We start from the raw sequence: 15,936 nt of genomic DNA, 5'->3' as shown, positions 1-15,936 counted from the left end.
GATGAAAAACATGGTTTGTACCGGAAATGCTCTCGAGCGCCTTAGAAAACTCATTCCACCTGGCGTTCAGCCGAAGTTCACCAGTGCAGCAGAGTTGTTGGCCTGGCAACGGGAAGAGGGCTTGAAGCGGTGTGAAGAACTGGACAGGGCGAATCAGAAAGCCCGGACAGAGAAAATTTTCGGTCGCTCAGGAATTCAAAGCCTGCACCGCAGCTGCACGTTCGCGAATTACCAGGTATCCGGGGAAGGGCAGCGTAAAGCCTTCACGATGGCAAAGAGCTACGCGCAGAACTTTGGGGTCGGCTTTGCGAGCTTCGTGTTCAGTGGTGGTCCTGGTACTGGGAAAAACCATCTGGCGGCAGCGATCGGAAATCATCTCCTGTCTGGTGGCCAATCAGTGTTGGTAGTAACTATCCCTGACCTGATGCTGCGCGTTCGCGAGTGCTACGACGGTGGTCAATCAGAGGCTGCGTTGCTGGACGATCTCTGCAAAGTCGATCTGCTGGTGCTGGATGAAGTCGGTATTCAGCGTGGAAGTAACGGCGAGAAAGTCATTCTGAATCAGGTTATCGACCGTCGCCTGTCGTCGATGCGTCCGGTAGGGATCCTGACAAACCTGAACCACGACGAGCTTCTCGGGGCGTTGGGTGCGCGGGTTATCGACCGTCTTCAAATGGATGGCGGGATGTGGGTGAACTTTGACTGGGGTAGCTACCGCAAAAACGTTAGCCATCTCCGGGTCGTTAAATAACCTCGAGGGAAAATCACTATGGCAAGCAAATCACTGTGGGCAATTGTCGATTTTCTTCGGGTTAACCAGACCATCACGCCGCGACAGGTTAAGAATCTGCTGGGATGCGACAGTAAGAAGGCACACAACCTGCTGCTTCACCTGGTACGTAGGGCAGTAGTTATACGAGCTGGCGAGCCACATCACCCGGTCTATTATCATGGTTGGTAAGAATAAGATATTTTACATCGTAAAATTCTGGAAAATTTCATCAGAAATTAAAAGTTAATGGTCTTATAGAGTGTGTACATTGAAAATGAGGTATATATGAAAAAGGCCATTGCTTACATGCGTTTCTCGTCAGCAAATCAGGACAAAGGGGATTCATTAAGGAGACAGAAAAAACTAATAGATGATTGGCTTAAAAATAACCCGCAATATACTCTTGACCCAACTACATATGAAGATTTGGGTTTAAGTGCTTATAAGGGGAAACATGCCAGAGAAGGTGCATTTAGTGAGTTTATTGATGCTCTGGAGAATGGGGTTATCATTCCTGGTACAGTTTTACTCGTTGAAAGTTTGGACCGGCTTTCTCGAGAGAAAATCGGAGAGGCTACAGAAAGACTAAAATATATCTTAAAATGTGGTATTGATGTCATCACACTTAGTGATAACACCCAATATTCTGAGGCATCGCTCGATGACCCCTATGCACTCATCAAAGCAATTCTAATTGCTCAGAGAGCTAATGAAGAGAGCGAAATAAAATCAAGTAGGGTGAAACTCTCTTGGAAAAAGAAAAGGGATGAGGCCGAGTTAAACGGTAGGATAATGACAAAAGCATGTCCACGCTGGTTAAGAGTTAGTCCTGACTACAGTCATTTTGAAGTGATAGAATCAAAGGTGAAGGTGATTAAGAAAATTTTTTCGTTACGTAAAGAAAATAAATCTCTGACAGCTATTACTAAATATCTTAATGACAGGTTGATTGAAAATATGACTGGTACCCCTGGTGAGTGGAGTCCCTCTGTCATCGAAAAAATCCTTGGTAACAAAGCGCTTATTGGTATTTGCAGACCAACATATAGAGGACGTGCAAAAGGCGTTAATGAAATAATTGATTATTACCCAAAAGTCCTTACTGATGATGAATTTTATGCTGTTCAGGAGGTGCGATTGTCTCCATTCGGTTACAACTCTCACAGCGGTAACCCATATCTTATAAACCTGCTGCGAACCGTGATGAAGTGTAAATGTTGTGGGAATACCATGATTATCACTGCAGTTAGTAAGTCTGGAAAGGGTTATTATGTATGCCCTATGAGAAGGCTTCATCGGTGTAAGAGTCCATCGATTAAAAGAGAACTTGTCGATGTTAATCTGATTGAAGAGATACTTTTCAATTTTGATAAGTTACAGATTGAGTCAAATCAGGTAAGTTTGCAGGAAACATTAGAAAAAAATAGCATTGATTTACAGCTTCAAATAAACAGTCTCGTACAGGCACTTACAATAGCCCCTGAAGTAAATGTTTTGGCTGGTAAAGTTCGTGAACTGGACCGTAAGTTAAAGAAAATCGAAACTACAATCAAGGTTTTGAAAAATAAAGCTAAGAAGGATAAAAGTCGCGGGAGTAAAGAACTAAACTTGTCACTAAAAGAAGATAGGGAGGTATGCAGGCGACTTGCCTTTAAATCATTTAGGGAGGTCTATATAGATACTGAGACGAAACAATGTGACATTTATTTTACAAATGGTCTTGTTTTCAAAAATTTCCCACTCAGTAAGAGATGTCGTGCGGACAGTATTATTTCAACATTGAAGTATATGGATGAAAACACTGTTTACTTTTAGCGTTTTAATAAACACATATCTAATAACGTGTGCGCACTTTATCGATAAACTGCATTCTTACCATTTGCAATGTAGCTGGAGAGATTCACTTACCTGAATGATTCTCCATAAGGCATGACTAAACCAAACCCCCGTTCAGGCACTGAGGTAGCCATATAAATCAAGGTCAGAACGGGTTTTCGTTCCTTTCAGCCCCTGTATAACTGATTTAGTAAATTCCGAATACTCGGAAAAATTCAGCGTATACAACGGCATGGCTTTGGCGAAAAGTGCTATTAACCACTTGAATATGAGGTTTAATAGGTGTACTGTATAAATGTACAGTATATTGATGTGGAGGGAATTATGAAGATAGAACTTACCATCAACAAATCAAAAGACCTGCCGCGCGGCGCCATACCCGCACTTGAGACAGAGTTGCTTAAACGACTTCAAAATCAATATGAAAATTGTTCTCTGGTTATCCGCAGGGCTGGTGGTGATAGCCTGACTGTTTTCGGTGGAGATAAGGGCGTCAAAACGAAGGTGGAGGAAATCTTGCAGGAAACATGGGAAAGCGCCGACGACTGGTTTTATTAACATAGCGCTTAAGGCTGGCGCGCATTTTTCAGAATACCGCAATTTGCGTATCCCTCTGATGCTGCTGCCGACAATCTTCAATCGCGTCTGTACGTCGCTCGAAGGGAGAACAGAATGTGAGTGATTCTGCTTTGCAAACGTCAGAAGACAACTGGTATGACATAGTAAGACGGTCTGACGGCTGCGTGGTGTTTAGCTTTCCTTCGTCGGGCAGGCATCTGATTTATCGCGTTAATGGAATGGTATCAATGCGACCTTTGCGCGATGATGAAGAGGTCTTTACTCCTAATGGTTTTGTGCAATTTATCCGGCGTCTCGGCTACCGGGTAACTCCGCCTTCTGATAATATGAAATCAACGGTCTGAACAACCGTAACCTACTGCGCCACGGAGAGAAACCATGGCGCACGAACTACAACTCATCAAGCAGTCTTCAGGAATCCTGATCCCCGCGACGCCGGAGACCAGCGATATTCTGCAATCAAAAATCAAACTCGGCGCTGTGCTGGTGGCTGAGTTCCGGCAGGCACGCAACCCGGCCTTTCACCGTCGTTTCTTCGCATTACTCAATCTCGGTTTCGAATACTGGGAACCTACCGGCGGGGCAATATCTTCCAACGAGCGTAAATTGGTGACCGGGTACGCCAGATACCTTGCCTCATTCGGAGGAAGTGAAACAGCTCTTTTTGATGCTGCCGAGCAGTATCTGGTGCAGGTAGCCAGTCGCCGAATTACCAATGGGATCAGCCTGTGTAAATCCTTTGACGCGTACCGTGCATGGGTAATTGTCGAGGCCGGTCACTACGACGCCATTCAACTGCCTGATGGCACCCTTCGTAAACATCCCCGCAGTATTGCCTTCGCTAACATGGACGAAACCGAGTTCCACCAACTGTACAAAGCCGCGCTCGATGTTTTGTGGCGTTGGGTATTGTCCCGGGCATTCAAGGACCAGCGTGAAGCGGAAAACGCCGCATCGCAGCTAATGAGCTTTGCGGGGTGATGGCGATGAAAATAAGTTGGTTTCACCATCACGAATGCACAACCGAACAGGCCGACGAGCTGGTGGCCAGTTACCGCCATCGTGGCGCCACGGTAGAACGCAGCCTTAATCGCGACAACATCACCTGGACTGTCAGCGTGCAGCTGCCGGAAAGCGAGATAGCGCCGCGCCCGAGTAAGGTCTGGCAAAACAGGGCGTGGGGTTGAGTATGGCTAATACCGGCTTGGGCTTATAGAGAACATCGGGTCTGAACGCGTTGAGGCTCTCGAAAACAACAACGCCCCACACCGATATGCCATCGAAGAACTCGAAGCCATCAGGAAGCATTACAGCGCATTGCGTCGCGAGTTAATTAAGAGCAGGGAGGCAGCATGACACCAGAACTGATTGAGGTCCTTCGCGTGCGCTGGCAGCGATTGCGCTTATATCATTTCCCGGGCTCTGTGCTGACGGACTACCGGATACTGAAGAATTACATCAAAACCATAGGCGGTGCTGTATGAATACTCAATTTCTCGAATACGTGCGCCAGCAACTGATTATGGCCACCGCCGACCTGAGTGGTGCAACGAAAGGGCAGTTGATGGCCTGGTTGGAGAACGCGCAGTTCGATACTGGAACGTTTAAACGTAAAAAGCCTCGAGTGATGGATGAAGTGACCGGGAAAATGATTACGTTGGATAACCCACCAATACCCGGCAAACAGTCGCATGCTAAGGGATCGCACATTCCCCTGGTGCAGCCAGTTGAATACTCCACTGCATCGTGGCGCCGCGCGCTGATGTCACTCGAAGAACCCCAGAGGGCCTGGCTACTGTGGAACTACAGTGAGAACGTAAGCTGGGAGAATCAGGTGTTGATTACTCAGTGGGCGTGGTCGCAATTCTGCGCGTATCTGGCCGGGAAGAGGGTGGCGAAGAAGACCGTCGAACGGTTGCGACAGCTTATATGGCTGGCGGCACAGGATGTGAAGGCTGAGTTAGCTGGGCGCGATGTCTATCAGTATGGTGATCTGGCTGCGCTGGTGGGGGTTAACAAAACAAACTGGTCTCAGAATTACGTTGAACATTACGGCACAATGATCAGCCTGTATAAGAGACTAGATTTTCAGGCATTACATCATGTTTCGCGATCACGTTCACAACAAAAGGCGGCAAATTATCAGCAAAATATTGCAGAAATGAACTAATTAGCATATATTTCGTGTAAATCTGATATTGTGCCATTGTTGTATGCACTGGCAGTAAATGAGTTTTCAAGCCTGAGGTTAACGCCTTGGGTTTTTTTATTTCCCCTCGTTCTGAGAGTACTCACAGCAATAAGAGGGGGCGAAATGTTCGATACTGTTCCAGTGATAAAGTTACAAATGGACAGTTAAAAGGGATGCTCTTTAATAAGCCCGCAATCACGGGCTTAAGTTAGTTACCGAACTACCAGTACAGGGCAGGTTGCATGCCGCACAACTGCGGCTGCGGTAGAACCTAAAAGGTAGGTTGTGATGTCTGGTCGGTGTGAGCCGATGATGATTAAATCAGCGTCGATAGCTTTAGCGAGTTCAAGTATTTTATCTTTAGGTGAGCCAGATACTGCGTGAGTTTGTATTTTCATCGCAGGCACATTGAATTGCTTCACAATCTCATCAAGTTTCATTAATGCAGTATGTTGAAATTCCTTTATTTTTGGCATTTCGGCTGTATATGCCAAACCTAATGATGAGTAATAAGGTAATGTAGGAACCACTGTCACAAAGTGAACTCTGGCAGTATTCAATACAGAATGAGCCTGAACATAAGGTATAACTTGCCGTGTCAGGTCAATCTCAGAAACATCAATTGGCACTAAAATAGATTCGTACATTTTAGCCATCCTGTTTGTTTTTTGTTCATGTTTGAGTTTAGTACCTGGGACATAAAACAATGTGTCCTGGCTGGCAGAACTTACGAATTGGTACCTTCATACTATTTGTGCTTTCAACCTAATGAATCCGAGGGACTTATTGCTCAGGATCTAAATTGCTTGAAGCCTCACTTACTTCACAAATGCAAACAACCTTATTTATTCAAGGCTGCCGTATGGCGGTCTTTTTCATTTCAGGCTCACGGGAGTCATCCGCTACGTGCTTTGTTGATAAATCCAGCCCGTGAAGCCTGACATTCCTTAATCAAGCACAGCGCCATCCGAAAAATCGGAGGTGAGGCTATGACCAGAATGAGCACCATTTACAGCAGACTTTCATATGGAACAGGCACCACGCTGACCGGCTGCGGTGTATCAGCGAAGGCATACGCCGAAACAGCTAAAACAGCAAAAGAGGTGTCCTGGATGTTGGCCGACAGGATTGCAGGATTAAGCCTGAGCGACTGGGCAATTATTGTCGGTATCGCATGCACCGTTATCACCTGTGCGGTGAACTGGTACTACAGGCAAAAGGAAAGGGAGGACCGGCTTAATGGCAATGTCACCAAAGCTGAAGAATAAACTGAGCGCAGCAGTCGTTGGTCTGATTCTTGCCGGGGCTTCTGCACCCGTTATTCTCGATCAATTTCTGGATGAGAAAGAGGGTAACAGCCTGACGGCGTATCGCGACGGCGGCGGACTCTGGACGATTTGTCGTGGTGCCACGATGGTTGATGGTAAGCCAGTAGTTCAGGGCATGCAGCTGTCTGCCGAGAAATGCGCCCAGGTAAACGCCATTGAACGCGATAAAGCGCTGGCGTGGGTTGACCGAAATATCAAAGTACCACTGACCGAACCACAGAAAGCGGGGATTGCGTCTTTCTGTCCATATAACATCGGCCCCGGCAAATGTTTCCCGTCCACGTTCTATAAGCGAATAAATGCTGGAGACCGTAAAGGTGCCTGTGAAGCTATTCGCTGGTGGATTAAAGACGGTGGCCGCGATTGTCGCCTGACCAAAGGCCAGAAAAATGGGTGCTATGGTCAGGTAGAGCGGCGAGATCAGGAAAGCGCGCTGGCGTGCTGGGGGATAGACCGGTGAGTCGACTAACAAACATCATCATTACTGTGGTCATCTGCATAATCTTATCTCTAGGCTGGGCCGTTAACCACTACCGCGACAACGCCATCACCTACAAAGACCAGCGCAATAAGGCCACCGAAAAACTCGGCCTAGCGAAAAACACCATCAAAGACATGCAGATCCGACAGCGTGATGTTGCGACTTTGGATGCCAAATACACCGGAGAACTGGCTGATGCGAAAAAGCAGTTGGATGATCTGCAGCGTTGCGTTAGCACTGGTAAGTGTGGGCTGCACGTCAACGCAAAATGTCCCGCGAACGGAGCGACCGGCTCCGGCAGCCTGGGCGATGCTTCCGGCCCCCGACTTACTGACTCCGCTGAACGGGATTATTGGCGTCTCAGTGCCGGAATTAATACCATCACCGGTCAAGTGAACTACCTGCAGGACTACATCCGCACGCAGTGTTTGAGGTGAGCTGTGATTATCTGTTGGAGTGAGGTCTAGTAACTTTATTCTATTCAGGTTTTTTATACATGCTTGGGTCCCAAGGCATGTTCGGGTCGTAATCATCGGGCGGACGATGCTGTGGGGCGGTGATATACCACAAAACACCAAATCTATCGATTACAGTGACAGCGCAGGGGCTCCATGGTAATGGCCCAATCGATTCTTTGATTGTTCCTCCCTCGGCTAAATGCTTGTATGCTTTTTGTACCTCCGACTCATCTGCCAATGTAACACCCAACGTTACCGTATGTTCCATCGCAGCTTCACCCTGTCCTTCAACGACACTAAATCCGTGTCCGTCTTTTGACAATTCTGAGTGAAAATAGCTTCCATCAGGGTTTTTCACATGATAACCAAGCTCAACCCCAAAAGCTTTTTGATACAACTCCACCGCTTCCGCGATATTTTTTACATATAGCCCAAAGTCTATTTTCATACTATAGCCTTCTTAGGAATTCACATGGAACTCACCGACAAGCATTAAATGTTCTGTCGCGAGTACATCATTGATTCAAAATACTAATATCCTTCAATTCAAAAATAAAAACTAGGGGACGTTATGGCAATACCGGACTGGGGCGAGCTTCAGCGACGGTTCCTGTCCGATCATGCCGCAACCGGCGTATCACCGAAGGATTGGTGTGAAGCGCAGGGACTGAATTATACATCTGCGCGGCGCTACATTAAAAAGCCAACTGCGCAGACTGCGCAAAAACCTGCGCAGAAGAAATTGCGCACTGCGCAGAAAGAAAAAAGTGCAGAGGAACTGGTTAACAGCAAACTCAGCCCGAAGGTAAAGTGCTTCATTGCTGAATTTCTGAAGGACCAGAACGCCACGGCAGCCGCTGAGCGTGCTGGCTATAGTGACCCAAACTATGGTCGTCAGCTCATAACGAATCCTAACGTTGCGCAGGCCATTGCGCAGCAGCAGAAAGCCTCTATTGCGCGCACGCTTGGCAGCGCTGATGAAGTCCTCTCGCAGATGTGGCAACTCGCCACTTTCGATGCCAACCAACTCTCACAGTATCGCCGCGGTGCCTGCCGCTATTGCTGGGGCTTCGGTCATCACTATCAGTGGCGTGACATGGTGGAGTTCGAGGAGCAACGGCTTAAAGCCCTTGAGCGGAAGGGCAAAGAGCCGGTAGACGTCGGAGGTTATGGCTACGACCACAACCGGGAGCCAAACCCTGGCTGTCCGCGCTGCAATGGTGATGGGATCGGACAGCCATACTTTGCTGATACCCGAAAACTTCCCCCTGATGCTGCCCTGGCTTATTCCGGCGTGAAGCTTGGCAAACATGGTGTGGAAATTACCGCGATAAGCCGTGAACGGATGTATGAAGCCGTGATGAAGCGGCTTGGCCTGGCTGATAGTGAGTTTGCGCAGCGACTTCAACAGATTGAAATCGAGCGCCGGCAACTGGAAGTGGAAAAACTCCGTAAAGAACAGGCTGCAGATCCGGAGGATGACGAACCAACGCCAGTTGCAATCAATATCAACGTAGTTGATGCGCGAGTGAGGGAAGAGGATGGCGATAGCACCAACGCTTAACATCCCGCAGGCCCGATTCCTCGCAATGGAGCACAAATTTAAAGCCTACGTGGCCGGCTTTGGTTCTGGCAAGACGTGGGTCGGTTGCGGTGGTATCTGCAAAGGGATGTGGGAGCATCCGAAAATCAACCAGGGCTATTTTGCACCTACTTACCCCCAGATCCGCGACATCTTTTACCCCACGGTCGAAGAGGTGGCCTTTGACTGGGGGCTGAATGTCAAAATTAACGAGGGAAACAAAGAGGTTCACTTCTACGTCGGGCGCCAGTACCGCGGAACGACGATTTGCCGCTCGATGGAGAAACCACAAACCATCGTGGGTTTTAAAATCGGTAACGCGCTGATTGATGAACTGGACGTAATGCCCGCCAAAAAGGCGCAGTTAGCCTGGCGAAAAATCATTGCCCGTATGCGTTACAACGTGCCAGGACTTCGCAACGGAATAGATGTCACCACGACGCCAGAAGGATTTAAATTTGTTTATCAACAGTTCGCAAAGGCTGTGCGCGATAAACCCTCGCTCTCTACGTTGTATGGTCTGGTGCAGGCCTCGACATTCGACAACGAAAAGAACCTGCCGGCGGATTACATCCCGTCCCTGATGGAGTCTTATCCGCCTGAGCTGATTAAGGCGTATTTGCGGGGCCAGTTCACCAACCTGACCAGCGGGACTATTTACCATCAGTTCGATCGTAAGCTGAATTGTTGCACTGAAGAAGAACAGCCTGGCGAGCCACTTTACATCGGTATGGATTTTAACGTCGGGAAGATGGCCGGGATCGTTCATGTGTTGCGTCTTGGACTTCCGTTCGCGGTTAACGAGATAGTAAAAGCCTACGACACCCCTGACATGATACGCATCATCAAAGAGCGATTCTGGTTGTTCGACGGTAAAGATTATCGGAAGGTCAGGGAAATCTATATCTACCCGGATGCTTCCGGTGATTCGCGTAAATCGGCCCACGCCAGCACTACGGATATAGCACAGCTTAAACAAGCTGGTTTTAACGTGATAGTGAACGATTCAAACCCGCCAGTAAAAGACCGCATTAACTCCATGAACGCCATGTTCTGCAACGGCAATGGTGAACGTCGCTATAAAGTGAATGTAAAACGATGCCCGGTTTACACCGAATCGCTTGAGCAGCAGATCTGGGGAGAGAACGGAGAGCCAGATAAAAAGGCAGATAATGATCACCCTAACGATGCCGGCGGCTACTTCATCGTGAAGCAGTTCCCAATCATCAAACCGACAGGTAAATCCACACCACTTCGGATGTAAAACCATGCCAGATATTTCAACACCCAATCTCGACTATAACGACATGGTTGAGGCATGGGATATTAACGATGCTCTGATGGGCGGGACGCTGGAAATGCGTCGGCAGGGGAAGGCATATCTCCCCAAATGGCCTAACGAAGATCCCGAAAGTTATAAAGAGCGTTTATCTAAAGCCACGTTACTCCCGGCCTATGAAGAGTCGATAAAACAGAATATCGGGCGCGTATTTGCTGAACCCACGGTATTAAGCGAAAACGCGCCGGAAAGTATCAGAAAGCTTTCGACTGATATTGATATGGAAGGAAACCGCCTGGATGTCTGGGCGCAACAGTTCTTCAGTATCGGTTTCCAGTACGGCCTGGTTCATGCGCTGGTGGATTACCCGCGTGTAGATCCGGAATCTGTAAAAACAAAAGCAGATGAAAAAGCAGCCGGGAGCAGGCCATACGTCACGATGCTAAACCCTCGACAGGTAATCGGCTGGAAGTCGAAAGTTGAGGGCGGAAAGGTCATCCTCACTGATTTGCGCATTCGCGAAACTATCATCTTGGACGGGGATGATTACGGGCAGACAAAGCTCGAACAGATCCGGCATATCATGCCTGGTAAAGTCGAAATCCATCGGCGCAACAAGGGAGAAAATGGCGAAGCGCAATGGACACTCTACGAAGAGTGGAAAACCAGCCGCAGCGATATCACTCTGGTAACGCTGTACACCAAGCGAACCGGATTTATGCGCGGTTCGCCGCCACTCTTGAACCTGGCTTTACTGAATATCAAGCACTGGCAGAGCCAGAGCGAGCAGGACAACATCCTGCATGTTGCCCGCGTACCGTTGCTGGTGGCTTATGGGCTGGCAGAAGGTGAAACGTTAACGATCGGCGCGTCTTCAGCAACACGTTTCGAAAACCGCGAACGGCAGGGGCTTGAATACGTCGAACATACCGGAGCAGCCATTGAATCTGGTGAAACATCGCTGGAAAAACTGGAAGATCAGATGCGGCAGGCGGGCGCCAAACTGCTGCGTGCCGAGAACACCTCGACCAAATCTGTTGACCAGACAAATGAAGAGCGCATGCAGGAGAATTCGCCGCTATATACGATGGCGAGTTCTCTGGAGGATGCCCTCGATAACATCCTGCAAATCATGGCGGAATGGCTTGGTGAAACTGAAGGCGGTAACGTTGATGTGCGCACAGAACTTGATATTTCAGCGCAGACCTATGACGCAACCGCGGCAACGGCTGTTCAGTCGCTGAGGCAGGGGGGCGATATTCGTCAGGTGGACGCTATTCGCGTACTCCAGGCGCTGAAATTCATCGACCCGGACGCTAATCCAGAAGAGGTTATCGATGAGCTCAGGAATCAGCAGGTAACTCTGCTAAGCAGCCTGAATACTCCTGGTGGTGTGAATGGCAACGTCAAATGAAAAACTTCGAGATGAAAGTCTGGCGCATGCAATCTGGGTGAGTCGATATAGTACCGGCGTAGCAAACAGGATGATAAAAATCCTCAATGAGAGCGACGCAGATCTTACCGCCAGGCTGCTGGTGGCGATGGATACCCTTGACGCTGATAGCTTCACTGTAACCCGCCTGGAATCGCTGCTTGCAAGCGTCAGGGAGACTAATCGGGAAGCAGTTCAGACTATGTATGCCGGGTTATCAACCGAGCTGCAAGGTCTGGCCCAGCATGAGGCTGGTTTTCAGCTCAGTCTGTTCCAGTTTGCTATCCCGGATGATGTGCTTGCGCTTCATCCGCTGGTGGGTATATCGCCAGATGCCGTCTATGCTGCTGCAATGGCCAGGCCGTTTCAGGGTCGCCTGCTTTCTGAGTGGGCAGACAACCTTGAAGCCGACAGGATGACGCGGATATCCAATACCGTACGGCAGGGCTTTCTGTTGGGCGATACGCATGAACAGATAGCCAAAAAGGTTCGCGGACACGCTAACCGGGGCTATCAGGATGGCGCGCTACAGATGAGCAGGACGAACGCGGGGAGTATTGCTAAAACAGCTGTAGGGCATCTTGCGGCGACGGCGCGTAAAAGCTTTGCGGATGCGAATGACGACATTCTGAAGGGTAAGCAGTGGTTATCCACTTTGGATAACCGGACATCGAAAGATTGCCGGGTTCGCGATTGCCTTAAATACACGCTGGATAATAAACCAATCGGCCATAAAGTACCGTATCTTCAGGGACCAGGCAAAATCCACTTTTGCTGTCGCAGCGTGGAAACCTACATCCTGAAATCCTCTAATGAGTTGGGTATTCAAATTGGTGAGGTTCAGAACAGTTCCCGCGCCAGTATGGATGGACAGGCCCCCGGCGATACTACATATTCCGAATGGTTGCAGCGTCAGCCATTTTCCCGGCAAAAAGAAATCTTAGGCGAGACTCGAGCAAGGATGATGCGTGATGGCGTCATGAAATATGACGACTTCTATAGTGACAAGGGCGAATGGTTGACGTTGGCCCAACTAAATAAACTCTCAGAGTTGAGACAAGCCGGGAAATCTCCCGGCTTTTCTTTGGGTGATGCACAGTCAGTAGCGGAGATTGAACAGGGTATGCGAGGAATTATTGCCGATGAAATTCGCTTCCCTGAAGAAACTACGCTGGAGTCAGCACGTATTGCCGCCGGAGCCATGCAGAATGTTATTGAGCGGTTTCGCTTACCGCCAGTTAAGTATTTTGGAGAGGTAAGTGGTACGAGGAAAAGTGCAGCAGGTGCGTATTTTGAGGAAAATGCTGCTGTCCATGTTTCTCGTTGGGCGATGCAGTCCACTGAGTGGGATGCTATTTGTGAAAATAGCGCTACTTATGATTTCGTTTCTTCATTGTCGCTGGAAAGAATGTTGACGGTTTCGGATGCCGCTTTACTCGCAGCCGGGAACAATCAACTGAATTATGCAGCGATTTCAAGCGTTGCCGGCACGGTTACGCATGAAATGGGGCATCATCTCTATTACCAGCACATTGACGATTTAAGTCAACTTACTACAAAAGCATATAATGAAGGCTGGTGGCGACCTGTCAGTTATTATGCTTCCGAAAACGAACGTGAACTCTTTGCAGAAATTCTTACGATATTCATGCTGGGCAGTAAGGATGATTACCAGCGTATTAACCCGGAGCTACTCGAATGGCTGAAGAAAAATTCCCGTGTCTAAAACGGGCCAATGAGTTGTACCACTCCACGCCCAGGCCTGTGGATCTTCTGGACCAGTTGGAAGCATTGGCTGAGAAAGCAGGAAGTACGACACCTGAAGCAAGGATGATCGGCGGCCTGATTAGTGCCGCTATGATGGACGAGGCCAACGGCCATTCCTGACAATAATTTTGACTAACACAAGGCTGCCTCCGGGCGGCCTTTTTTATTGCCGCAATACCGGATGGTGAGCGGTGCAACGGTCGGATGACCTCGAAAAGGTACCAACATGAAACTGAAGACAGTTGAAGTAAATGGCAAGCACTATGCGGAAGTTGATGCTAACGGTTTGCCCGTGTACGTCCACGATGACGGCCAGGAGATCGGCTTTGATGCCGTGCAGGCAGTAGGAAAAATTTCCTCCCTGAATGGCGAGGCAAAATCTCATCGTGAAGCGAAAGAAGCTGCCGAAGCTAGCCTGGCTAAATTCGCCAAAATTAGCGATCCGGCGAAGGCGCTCGAAGCGTTGGAGATGATGACAAAAATCGACCAGAAAAAGCTGATCGACGCAGGCGCAGTTGACCAGGTGAAAGCGGATATCACCAAATCATTCCAGGCTCAGCTTGATGAAGCCACCCAGCGGGCGACAACGCTCGAAGGACAGCTCTATCAGGAAATGATTGGCGGGCGCTTCTCAGGCTCGAAATTCATTGCTGATAAAGTTGCGATCCCGGCGGACATGCTACAGGCCCGCTTTGGTCAGTCTTTCAAAGTTGAGGATGGCAAAGTCGTTGCTTATGACGGCTCCGGCAACAAAATATACTCCCGCTCCAAGCCGGGCGAACTGGCGGTCTTTGATGAGGCGCTGGAATTTCTGGTGGAGCAGTACCCTCAGAAAGATCACATTCTGAAGGCGAGTGGTAATCAGGGAGGAGGCTCTCGTCAGTCTCAACACTCAATCGGGCAGAAAACGATGAAGCGCGATGCGTTCAGCAGTTTGAGCCCGACAGATCAGCAATCGACCCTCAAAGACGGCATCACCATCGTCGATTAATTCATTGCCAGCCGTCGGATAGCGGCTGGTGCCAGAGCTGGATAGCTCAAACAACCCTAAATTTTAATTTCGAAGGAATCCATACACATGGCTAACACGCTTACCGGGTTGATCCCGACTATCTATACCGCTCTGGATACTGTGTCACGTGAGCAGGTTGGGTTTATCCCTTCCGTATCACGTAATGCGAAAGCAGATGCAGCAGCGAAAGGGCAGTCAGTTACTGCACCAGTCGCACCGCCTGCAACGACCGTTGACATTGAACCGGGGGCTACGGCGCCAGATGATGGCAATCAGAATATCGGAAACGTTGAAGTTAAGATCACCAAATCCAAAATGGCCCCGGTCAAATGGAACGGTGAAGAGCAACTGGCGCTGGGTCCAGCAGGTACCTACAACACTATTCTTGCGGATCAGTTTAAGCAGGCGTTTCGCGCGCTGTCTAACGAGATGGATGCCGATTTGGCGGCGCTGTATTACGCCTCATCCCGTGCTGTTGGTACTGCGGGTACAGCACCGTTTGGTATTGCCGGTGATTTATCCGATGCAGCAAACGCGCGACAGGTTCTTTCAGACAACGGCTCACCGACGACTGATTTGCAGATGGTTCTGGGCTCCTCTGCGATTGCGAACCTTCGCGGTAAGCAGTCGGTGCTGTTTAAAGTGAACGAATCGGGTACTGATGCCTTACTGCGTGAAGGTATCGTGGGTCGCCTGGAGGGCTTTAACATCCACGAATCCGCACACGTTAAGAAACGTGCAGCATCTGCTGCTGCCGGATACCTGGTCAATGACGCGAAAGATGAAGGCGACATTCTGATTCCCATTGATAGCGGCGCGGGGGCCTTTGCTGCCGGTGATATCGTGATGTTCGACGGTGACAGCAATCAGTATCTGGTGGCCGCGGCTACTGCTGCAACTATCACCCTGGCAGCTCCGGGCTTACGCCAGGCGCTGGCCGACAACACCGCTATTACTGCGACCGGCCCCTTCACTGCCAATATGGCGTTTGATCGCAACGCATTCCTGCTGGCGTCCCGAACCCCGGCAATGCCGCAGGGTGGCGATACCGCGGATGATGTTATGAACGTTACCGACCCGGTCTCGGGCATCACTTACCAGGTGGCGCTATACCGTCAGTACCGCCAGGTGCGCTACGAAGTTGGCCTGTCATGGGGTGTGGCGGCAGTGAAAACGGAACATTCGGTTCTGCTGTTGGGTTAACAATCAGGGGCTTCGG

The 15,936-nt window shown here is 49.3% G+C and carries 20 protein-coding genes and 2 pseudogenes; 20 read left to right on the top strand and 2 right to left on the bottom strand.

What is annotated here, in order from left to right:
* The first annotated feature begins 1 nt into the window (after position 1).
* The 10 genes and pseudogenes from OGV93_RS21040 to OGV93_RS20995 all read left to right on the top strand — a co-directional run bounded on the left by OGV93_RS21040 (position 2) and on the right by OGV93_RS20995 (position 5,357).
* Positions 2-751: an ATP-binding protein gene (locus OGV93_RS21040; protein WP_047418089.1), complete on the top strand. Its 750-nt coding sequence runs from the start codon at positions 2-4 to the stop codon at positions 749-751.
* 18 nt (positions 752-769) lie between these two features.
* On the top strand, positions 770-961 hold the full coding sequence (locus OGV93_RS21035; RefSeq protein ID WP_103928108.1) for a hypothetical protein: 192 nt from the start codon (positions 770-772) through the stop codon (positions 959-961).
* 96 nt (positions 962-1,057) lie between these two features.
* Positions 1,058-2,587: a recombinase family protein gene (locus OGV93_RS21030; RefSeq protein WP_047418085.1), complete on the top strand. Its 1,530-nt coding sequence runs from the start codon at positions 1,058-1,060 to the stop codon at positions 2,585-2,587.
* A 345-nt stretch (positions 2,588-2,932) separates the two neighbouring features.
* Positions 2,933-3,166, top strand: a complete 234-nt coding sequence (locus OGV93_RS21025) for a DinI-like family protein (protein ID WP_047418082.1) — start codon at positions 2,933-2,935, stop codon at positions 3,164-3,166.
* Positions 3,167-3,282: 116 nt separating this feature from the next.
* A complete protein-coding gene (locus OGV93_RS21020) occupies positions 3,283-3,531 on the top strand; it encodes a hypothetical protein (RefSeq protein ID WP_072034390.1) in 249 nt (82 codons plus the stop codon).
* A 34-nt stretch (positions 3,532-3,565) separates the two neighbouring features.
* Positions 3,566-4,168 (top strand): DUF1367 family protein, encoded by a 603-nt coding sequence (locus OGV93_RS21015; protein WP_047418078.1) that lies wholly within the window; start codon positions 3,566-3,568, stop codon positions 4,166-4,168.
* Positions 4,168-4,374, top strand: coding sequence for a hypothetical protein (locus OGV93_RS21010; protein ID WP_047418075.1), 207 nt, complete (start codon positions 4,168-4,170; stop codon positions 4,372-4,374). The genes OGV93_RS21015 and OGV93_RS21010 overlap by 1 nt, the downstream gene beginning before the upstream one ends.
* Before the next feature lie 22 nt (positions 4,375-4,396).
* Positions 4,397-4,543: pseudogene (locus OGV93_RS21005) on the top strand (recombination protein NinG); the annotation flags it as partial.
* Positions 4,540-4,671 (top strand): YlcG family protein, encoded by a 132-nt coding sequence (locus tag OGV93_RS21000; RefSeq protein ID WP_103766167.1) that lies wholly within the window; start codon positions 4,540-4,542, stop codon positions 4,669-4,671. The pseudogene OGV93_RS21005 and the gene OGV93_RS21000, both read left to right, overlap by 4 nt.
* On the top strand, positions 4,668-5,357 hold the full coding sequence (locus tag OGV93_RS20995) for a bacteriophage antitermination protein Q (protein WP_047418072.1): 690 nt from the start codon (positions 4,668-4,670) through the stop codon (positions 5,355-5,357). The genes OGV93_RS21000 and OGV93_RS20995 overlap by 4 nt, the downstream gene beginning before the upstream one ends.
* Before the next feature lie 233 nt (positions 5,358-5,590).
* Here the strand turns inward: OGV93_RS20995 and uspF are convergent, their stop codons facing one another.
* Positions 5,591-6,025, bottom strand: a complete 435-nt coding sequence (uspF, locus tag OGV93_RS20990; RefSeq protein ID WP_047418069.1) for a universal stress protein UspF — start codon at positions 6,023-6,025, stop codon at positions 5,591-5,593.
* A gap of 342 nt (positions 6,026-6,367) precedes the next feature.
* On the opposite strand from uspF, the gene OGV93_RS20985 reads away from it, so the two are divergent.
* Genes OGV93_RS20985 through OGV93_RS20975 form a run of 3 tightly spaced genes read left to right on the top strand, consistent with a single transcriptional unit; the run spans position 6,368 to position 7,624 of the window.
* Positions 6,368-6,646, top strand: a complete 279-nt coding sequence (locus tag OGV93_RS20985; RefSeq protein ID WP_016150496.1) for a phage holin — start codon at positions 6,368-6,370, stop codon at positions 6,644-6,646.
* The gene (locus OGV93_RS20980) at positions 6,618-7,166 is read left to right on the top strand and encodes a lysozyme (RefSeq protein ID WP_047418066.1); all 549 of its coding nucleotides are present in this window, start codon (positions 6,618-6,620) and stop codon (positions 7,164-7,166) included. The genes OGV93_RS20985 and OGV93_RS20980 overlap by 29 nt, the downstream gene beginning before the upstream one ends.
* Complete coding sequence (locus tag OGV93_RS20975) at positions 7,163-7,624, top strand: lysis protein (RefSeq protein ID WP_047418063.1); 462 nt, start codon at positions 7,163-7,165, stop codon at positions 7,622-7,624. Before OGV93_RS20980 ends, OGV93_RS20975 begins: the two co-directional genes overlap by 4 nt.
* Before the next feature lie 40 nt (positions 7,625-7,664).
* On the opposite strand, the gene OGV93_RS20970 is transcribed toward OGV93_RS20975, so the two are convergent.
* A complete protein-coding gene (locus tag OGV93_RS20970; protein WP_287110110.1) occupies positions 7,665-8,093 on the bottom strand; it encodes a VOC family protein in 429 nt (142 codons plus the stop codon).
* Between the two features lie 123 nt (positions 8,094-8,216).
* Here OGV93_RS20970 and OGV93_RS20965 point away from each other — a divergent pair, with 123 nt between their 5' ends.
* The 7 genes and pseudogenes from OGV93_RS20965 (at position 8,217) to OGV93_RS20935 (ending at position 15,920) form a co-directional block, all read left to right on the top strand.
* Positions 8,217-9,209, top strand: a complete 993-nt coding sequence (locus OGV93_RS20965; RefSeq protein WP_047418060.1) for a terminase small subunit — start codon at positions 8,217-8,219, stop codon at positions 9,207-9,209.
* Positions 9,187-10,491: a terminase large subunit domain-containing protein gene (locus OGV93_RS20960; protein WP_047418058.1), complete on the top strand. Its 1,305-nt coding sequence runs from the start codon at positions 9,187-9,189 to the stop codon at positions 10,489-10,491. Before OGV93_RS20965 ends, OGV93_RS20960 begins: the two co-directional genes overlap by 23 nt.
* A 4-nt stretch (positions 10,492-10,495) precedes the next feature.
* Complete coding sequence (locus tag OGV93_RS20955) at positions 10,496-11,920, top strand: DUF4055 domain-containing protein (RefSeq protein ID WP_047418054.1); 1,425 nt, start codon at positions 10,496-10,498, stop codon at positions 11,918-11,920.
* Positions 11,904-12,980, top strand: a pseudogene (locus tag OGV93_RS20950) (phage minor head protein); the annotation flags it as partial. The gene OGV93_RS20955 and the pseudogene OGV93_RS20950, both read left to right, overlap by 17 nt.
* A 656-nt stretch (positions 12,981-13,636) precedes the next feature.
* Positions 13,637-13,825 (top strand): hypothetical protein, encoded by a 189-nt coding sequence (locus OGV93_RS20945; protein WP_047418052.1) that lies wholly within the window; start codon positions 13,637-13,639, stop codon positions 13,823-13,825.
* A gap of 106 nt (positions 13,826-13,931) precedes the next feature.
* Positions 13,932-14,696, top strand: a complete 765-nt coding sequence (locus OGV93_RS20940) for a DUF6651 domain-containing protein (RefSeq protein ID WP_047418049.1) — start codon at positions 13,932-13,934, stop codon at positions 14,694-14,696.
* Between the two features lie 87 nt (positions 14,697-14,783).
* The gene (locus OGV93_RS20935) at positions 14,784-15,920 is read left to right on the top strand and encodes a major capsid protein (RefSeq protein ID WP_047418045.1); all 1,137 of its coding nucleotides are present in this window, start codon (positions 14,784-14,786) and stop codon (positions 15,918-15,920) included.
* Positions 15,921-15,936: the final 16 nt, after the last annotated feature.

This window comes from Citrobacter sp. Cb031 (genome assembly GCF_030336725.1).
GTDB lineage: Bacteria > Pseudomonadota > Gammaproteobacteria > Enterobacterales > Enterobacteriaceae > Citrobacter > Citrobacter braakii.
The sequence above is the reverse complement of the archived record's forward strand: the minus strand, read 5'-3'. Positions and strand labels throughout refer to the sequence as shown.

What these genes read in the sequence shown, in the direction of transcription:
- OGV93_RS20955 (WP_047418054.1), top strand. Translation starts at nt 10,496, where the DNA reads ATGCCAGATATTTCAACACCCAATCTCGACTATAACGACATGGTTGAG.
- OGV93_RS20995 (WP_047418072.1), top strand. Translation starts at nt 4,668, where the DNA reads ATGAATACTCAATTTCTCGAATACGTGCGCCAGCAACTGATTATGGCC.
- OGV93_RS20980 (WP_047418066.1), top strand. Translation starts at nt 6,618, where the DNA reads ATGGCAATGTCACCAAAGCTGAAGAATAAACTGAGCGCAGCAGTCGTT.
- OGV93_RS20945 (WP_047418052.1), top strand. Translation starts at nt 13,637, where the DNA reads ATGGCTGAAGAAAAATTCCCGTGTCTAAAACGGGCCAATGAGTTGTAC.
- OGV93_RS21035 (WP_103928108.1), top strand. Translation starts at nt 770, where the DNA reads ATGGCAAGCAAATCACTGTGGGCAATTGTCGATTTTCTTCGGGTTAAC.
- OGV93_RS21030 (WP_047418085.1), top strand. Translation starts at nt 1,058, where the DNA reads ATGAAAAAGGCCATTGCTTACATGCGTTTCTCGTCAGCAAATCAGGAC.
- OGV93_RS21040 (WP_047418089.1), top strand. Translation starts at nt 2, where the DNA reads ATGAAAAACATGGTTTGTACCGGAAATGCTCTCGAGCGCCTTAGAAAA.
- OGV93_RS20965 (WP_047418060.1), top strand. Translation starts at nt 8,217, where the DNA reads ATGGCAATACCGGACTGGGGCGAGCTTCAGCGACGGTTCCTGTCCGAT.
- OGV93_RS20940 (WP_047418049.1), top strand. Translation starts at nt 13,932, where the DNA reads ATGAAACTGAAGACAGTTGAAGTAAATGGCAAGCACTATGCGGAAGTT.
- OGV93_RS20960 (WP_047418058.1), top strand. Translation starts at nt 9,187, where the DNA reads ATGGCGATAGCACCAACGCTTAACATCCCGCAGGCCCGATTCCTCGCA.
- OGV93_RS21025 (WP_047418082.1), top strand. Translation starts at nt 2,933, where the DNA reads ATGAAGATAGAACTTACCATCAACAAATCAAAAGACCTGCCGCGCGGC.
- OGV93_RS21000 (WP_103766167.1), top strand. Translation starts at nt 4,540, where the DNA reads ATGACACCAGAACTGATTGAGGTCCTTCGCGTGCGCTGGCAGCGATTG.
- OGV93_RS20970 (WP_287110110.1), bottom strand. Translation starts at nt 8,093, where the DNA reads ATGAAAATAGACTTTGGGCTATATGTAAAAAATATCGCGGAAGCGGTG.
- OGV93_RS20985 (WP_016150496.1), top strand. Translation starts at nt 6,368, where the DNA reads ATGACCAGAATGAGCACCATTTACAGCAGACTTTCATATGGAACAGGC.
- OGV93_RS20935 (WP_047418045.1), top strand. Translation starts at nt 14,784, where the DNA reads ATGGCTAACACGCTTACCGGGTTGATCCCGACTATCTATACCGCTCTG.
- OGV93_RS21010 (WP_047418075.1), top strand. Translation starts at nt 4,168, where the DNA reads ATGGCGATGAAAATAAGTTGGTTTCACCATCACGAATGCACAACCGAA.
- uspF (WP_047418069.1), bottom strand. Translation starts at nt 6,025, where the DNA reads ATGTACGAATCTATTTTAGTGCCAATTGATGTTTCTGAGATTGACCTG.
- OGV93_RS21015 (WP_047418078.1), top strand. Translation starts at nt 3,566, where the DNA reads ATGGCGCACGAACTACAACTCATCAAGCAGTCTTCAGGAATCCTGATC.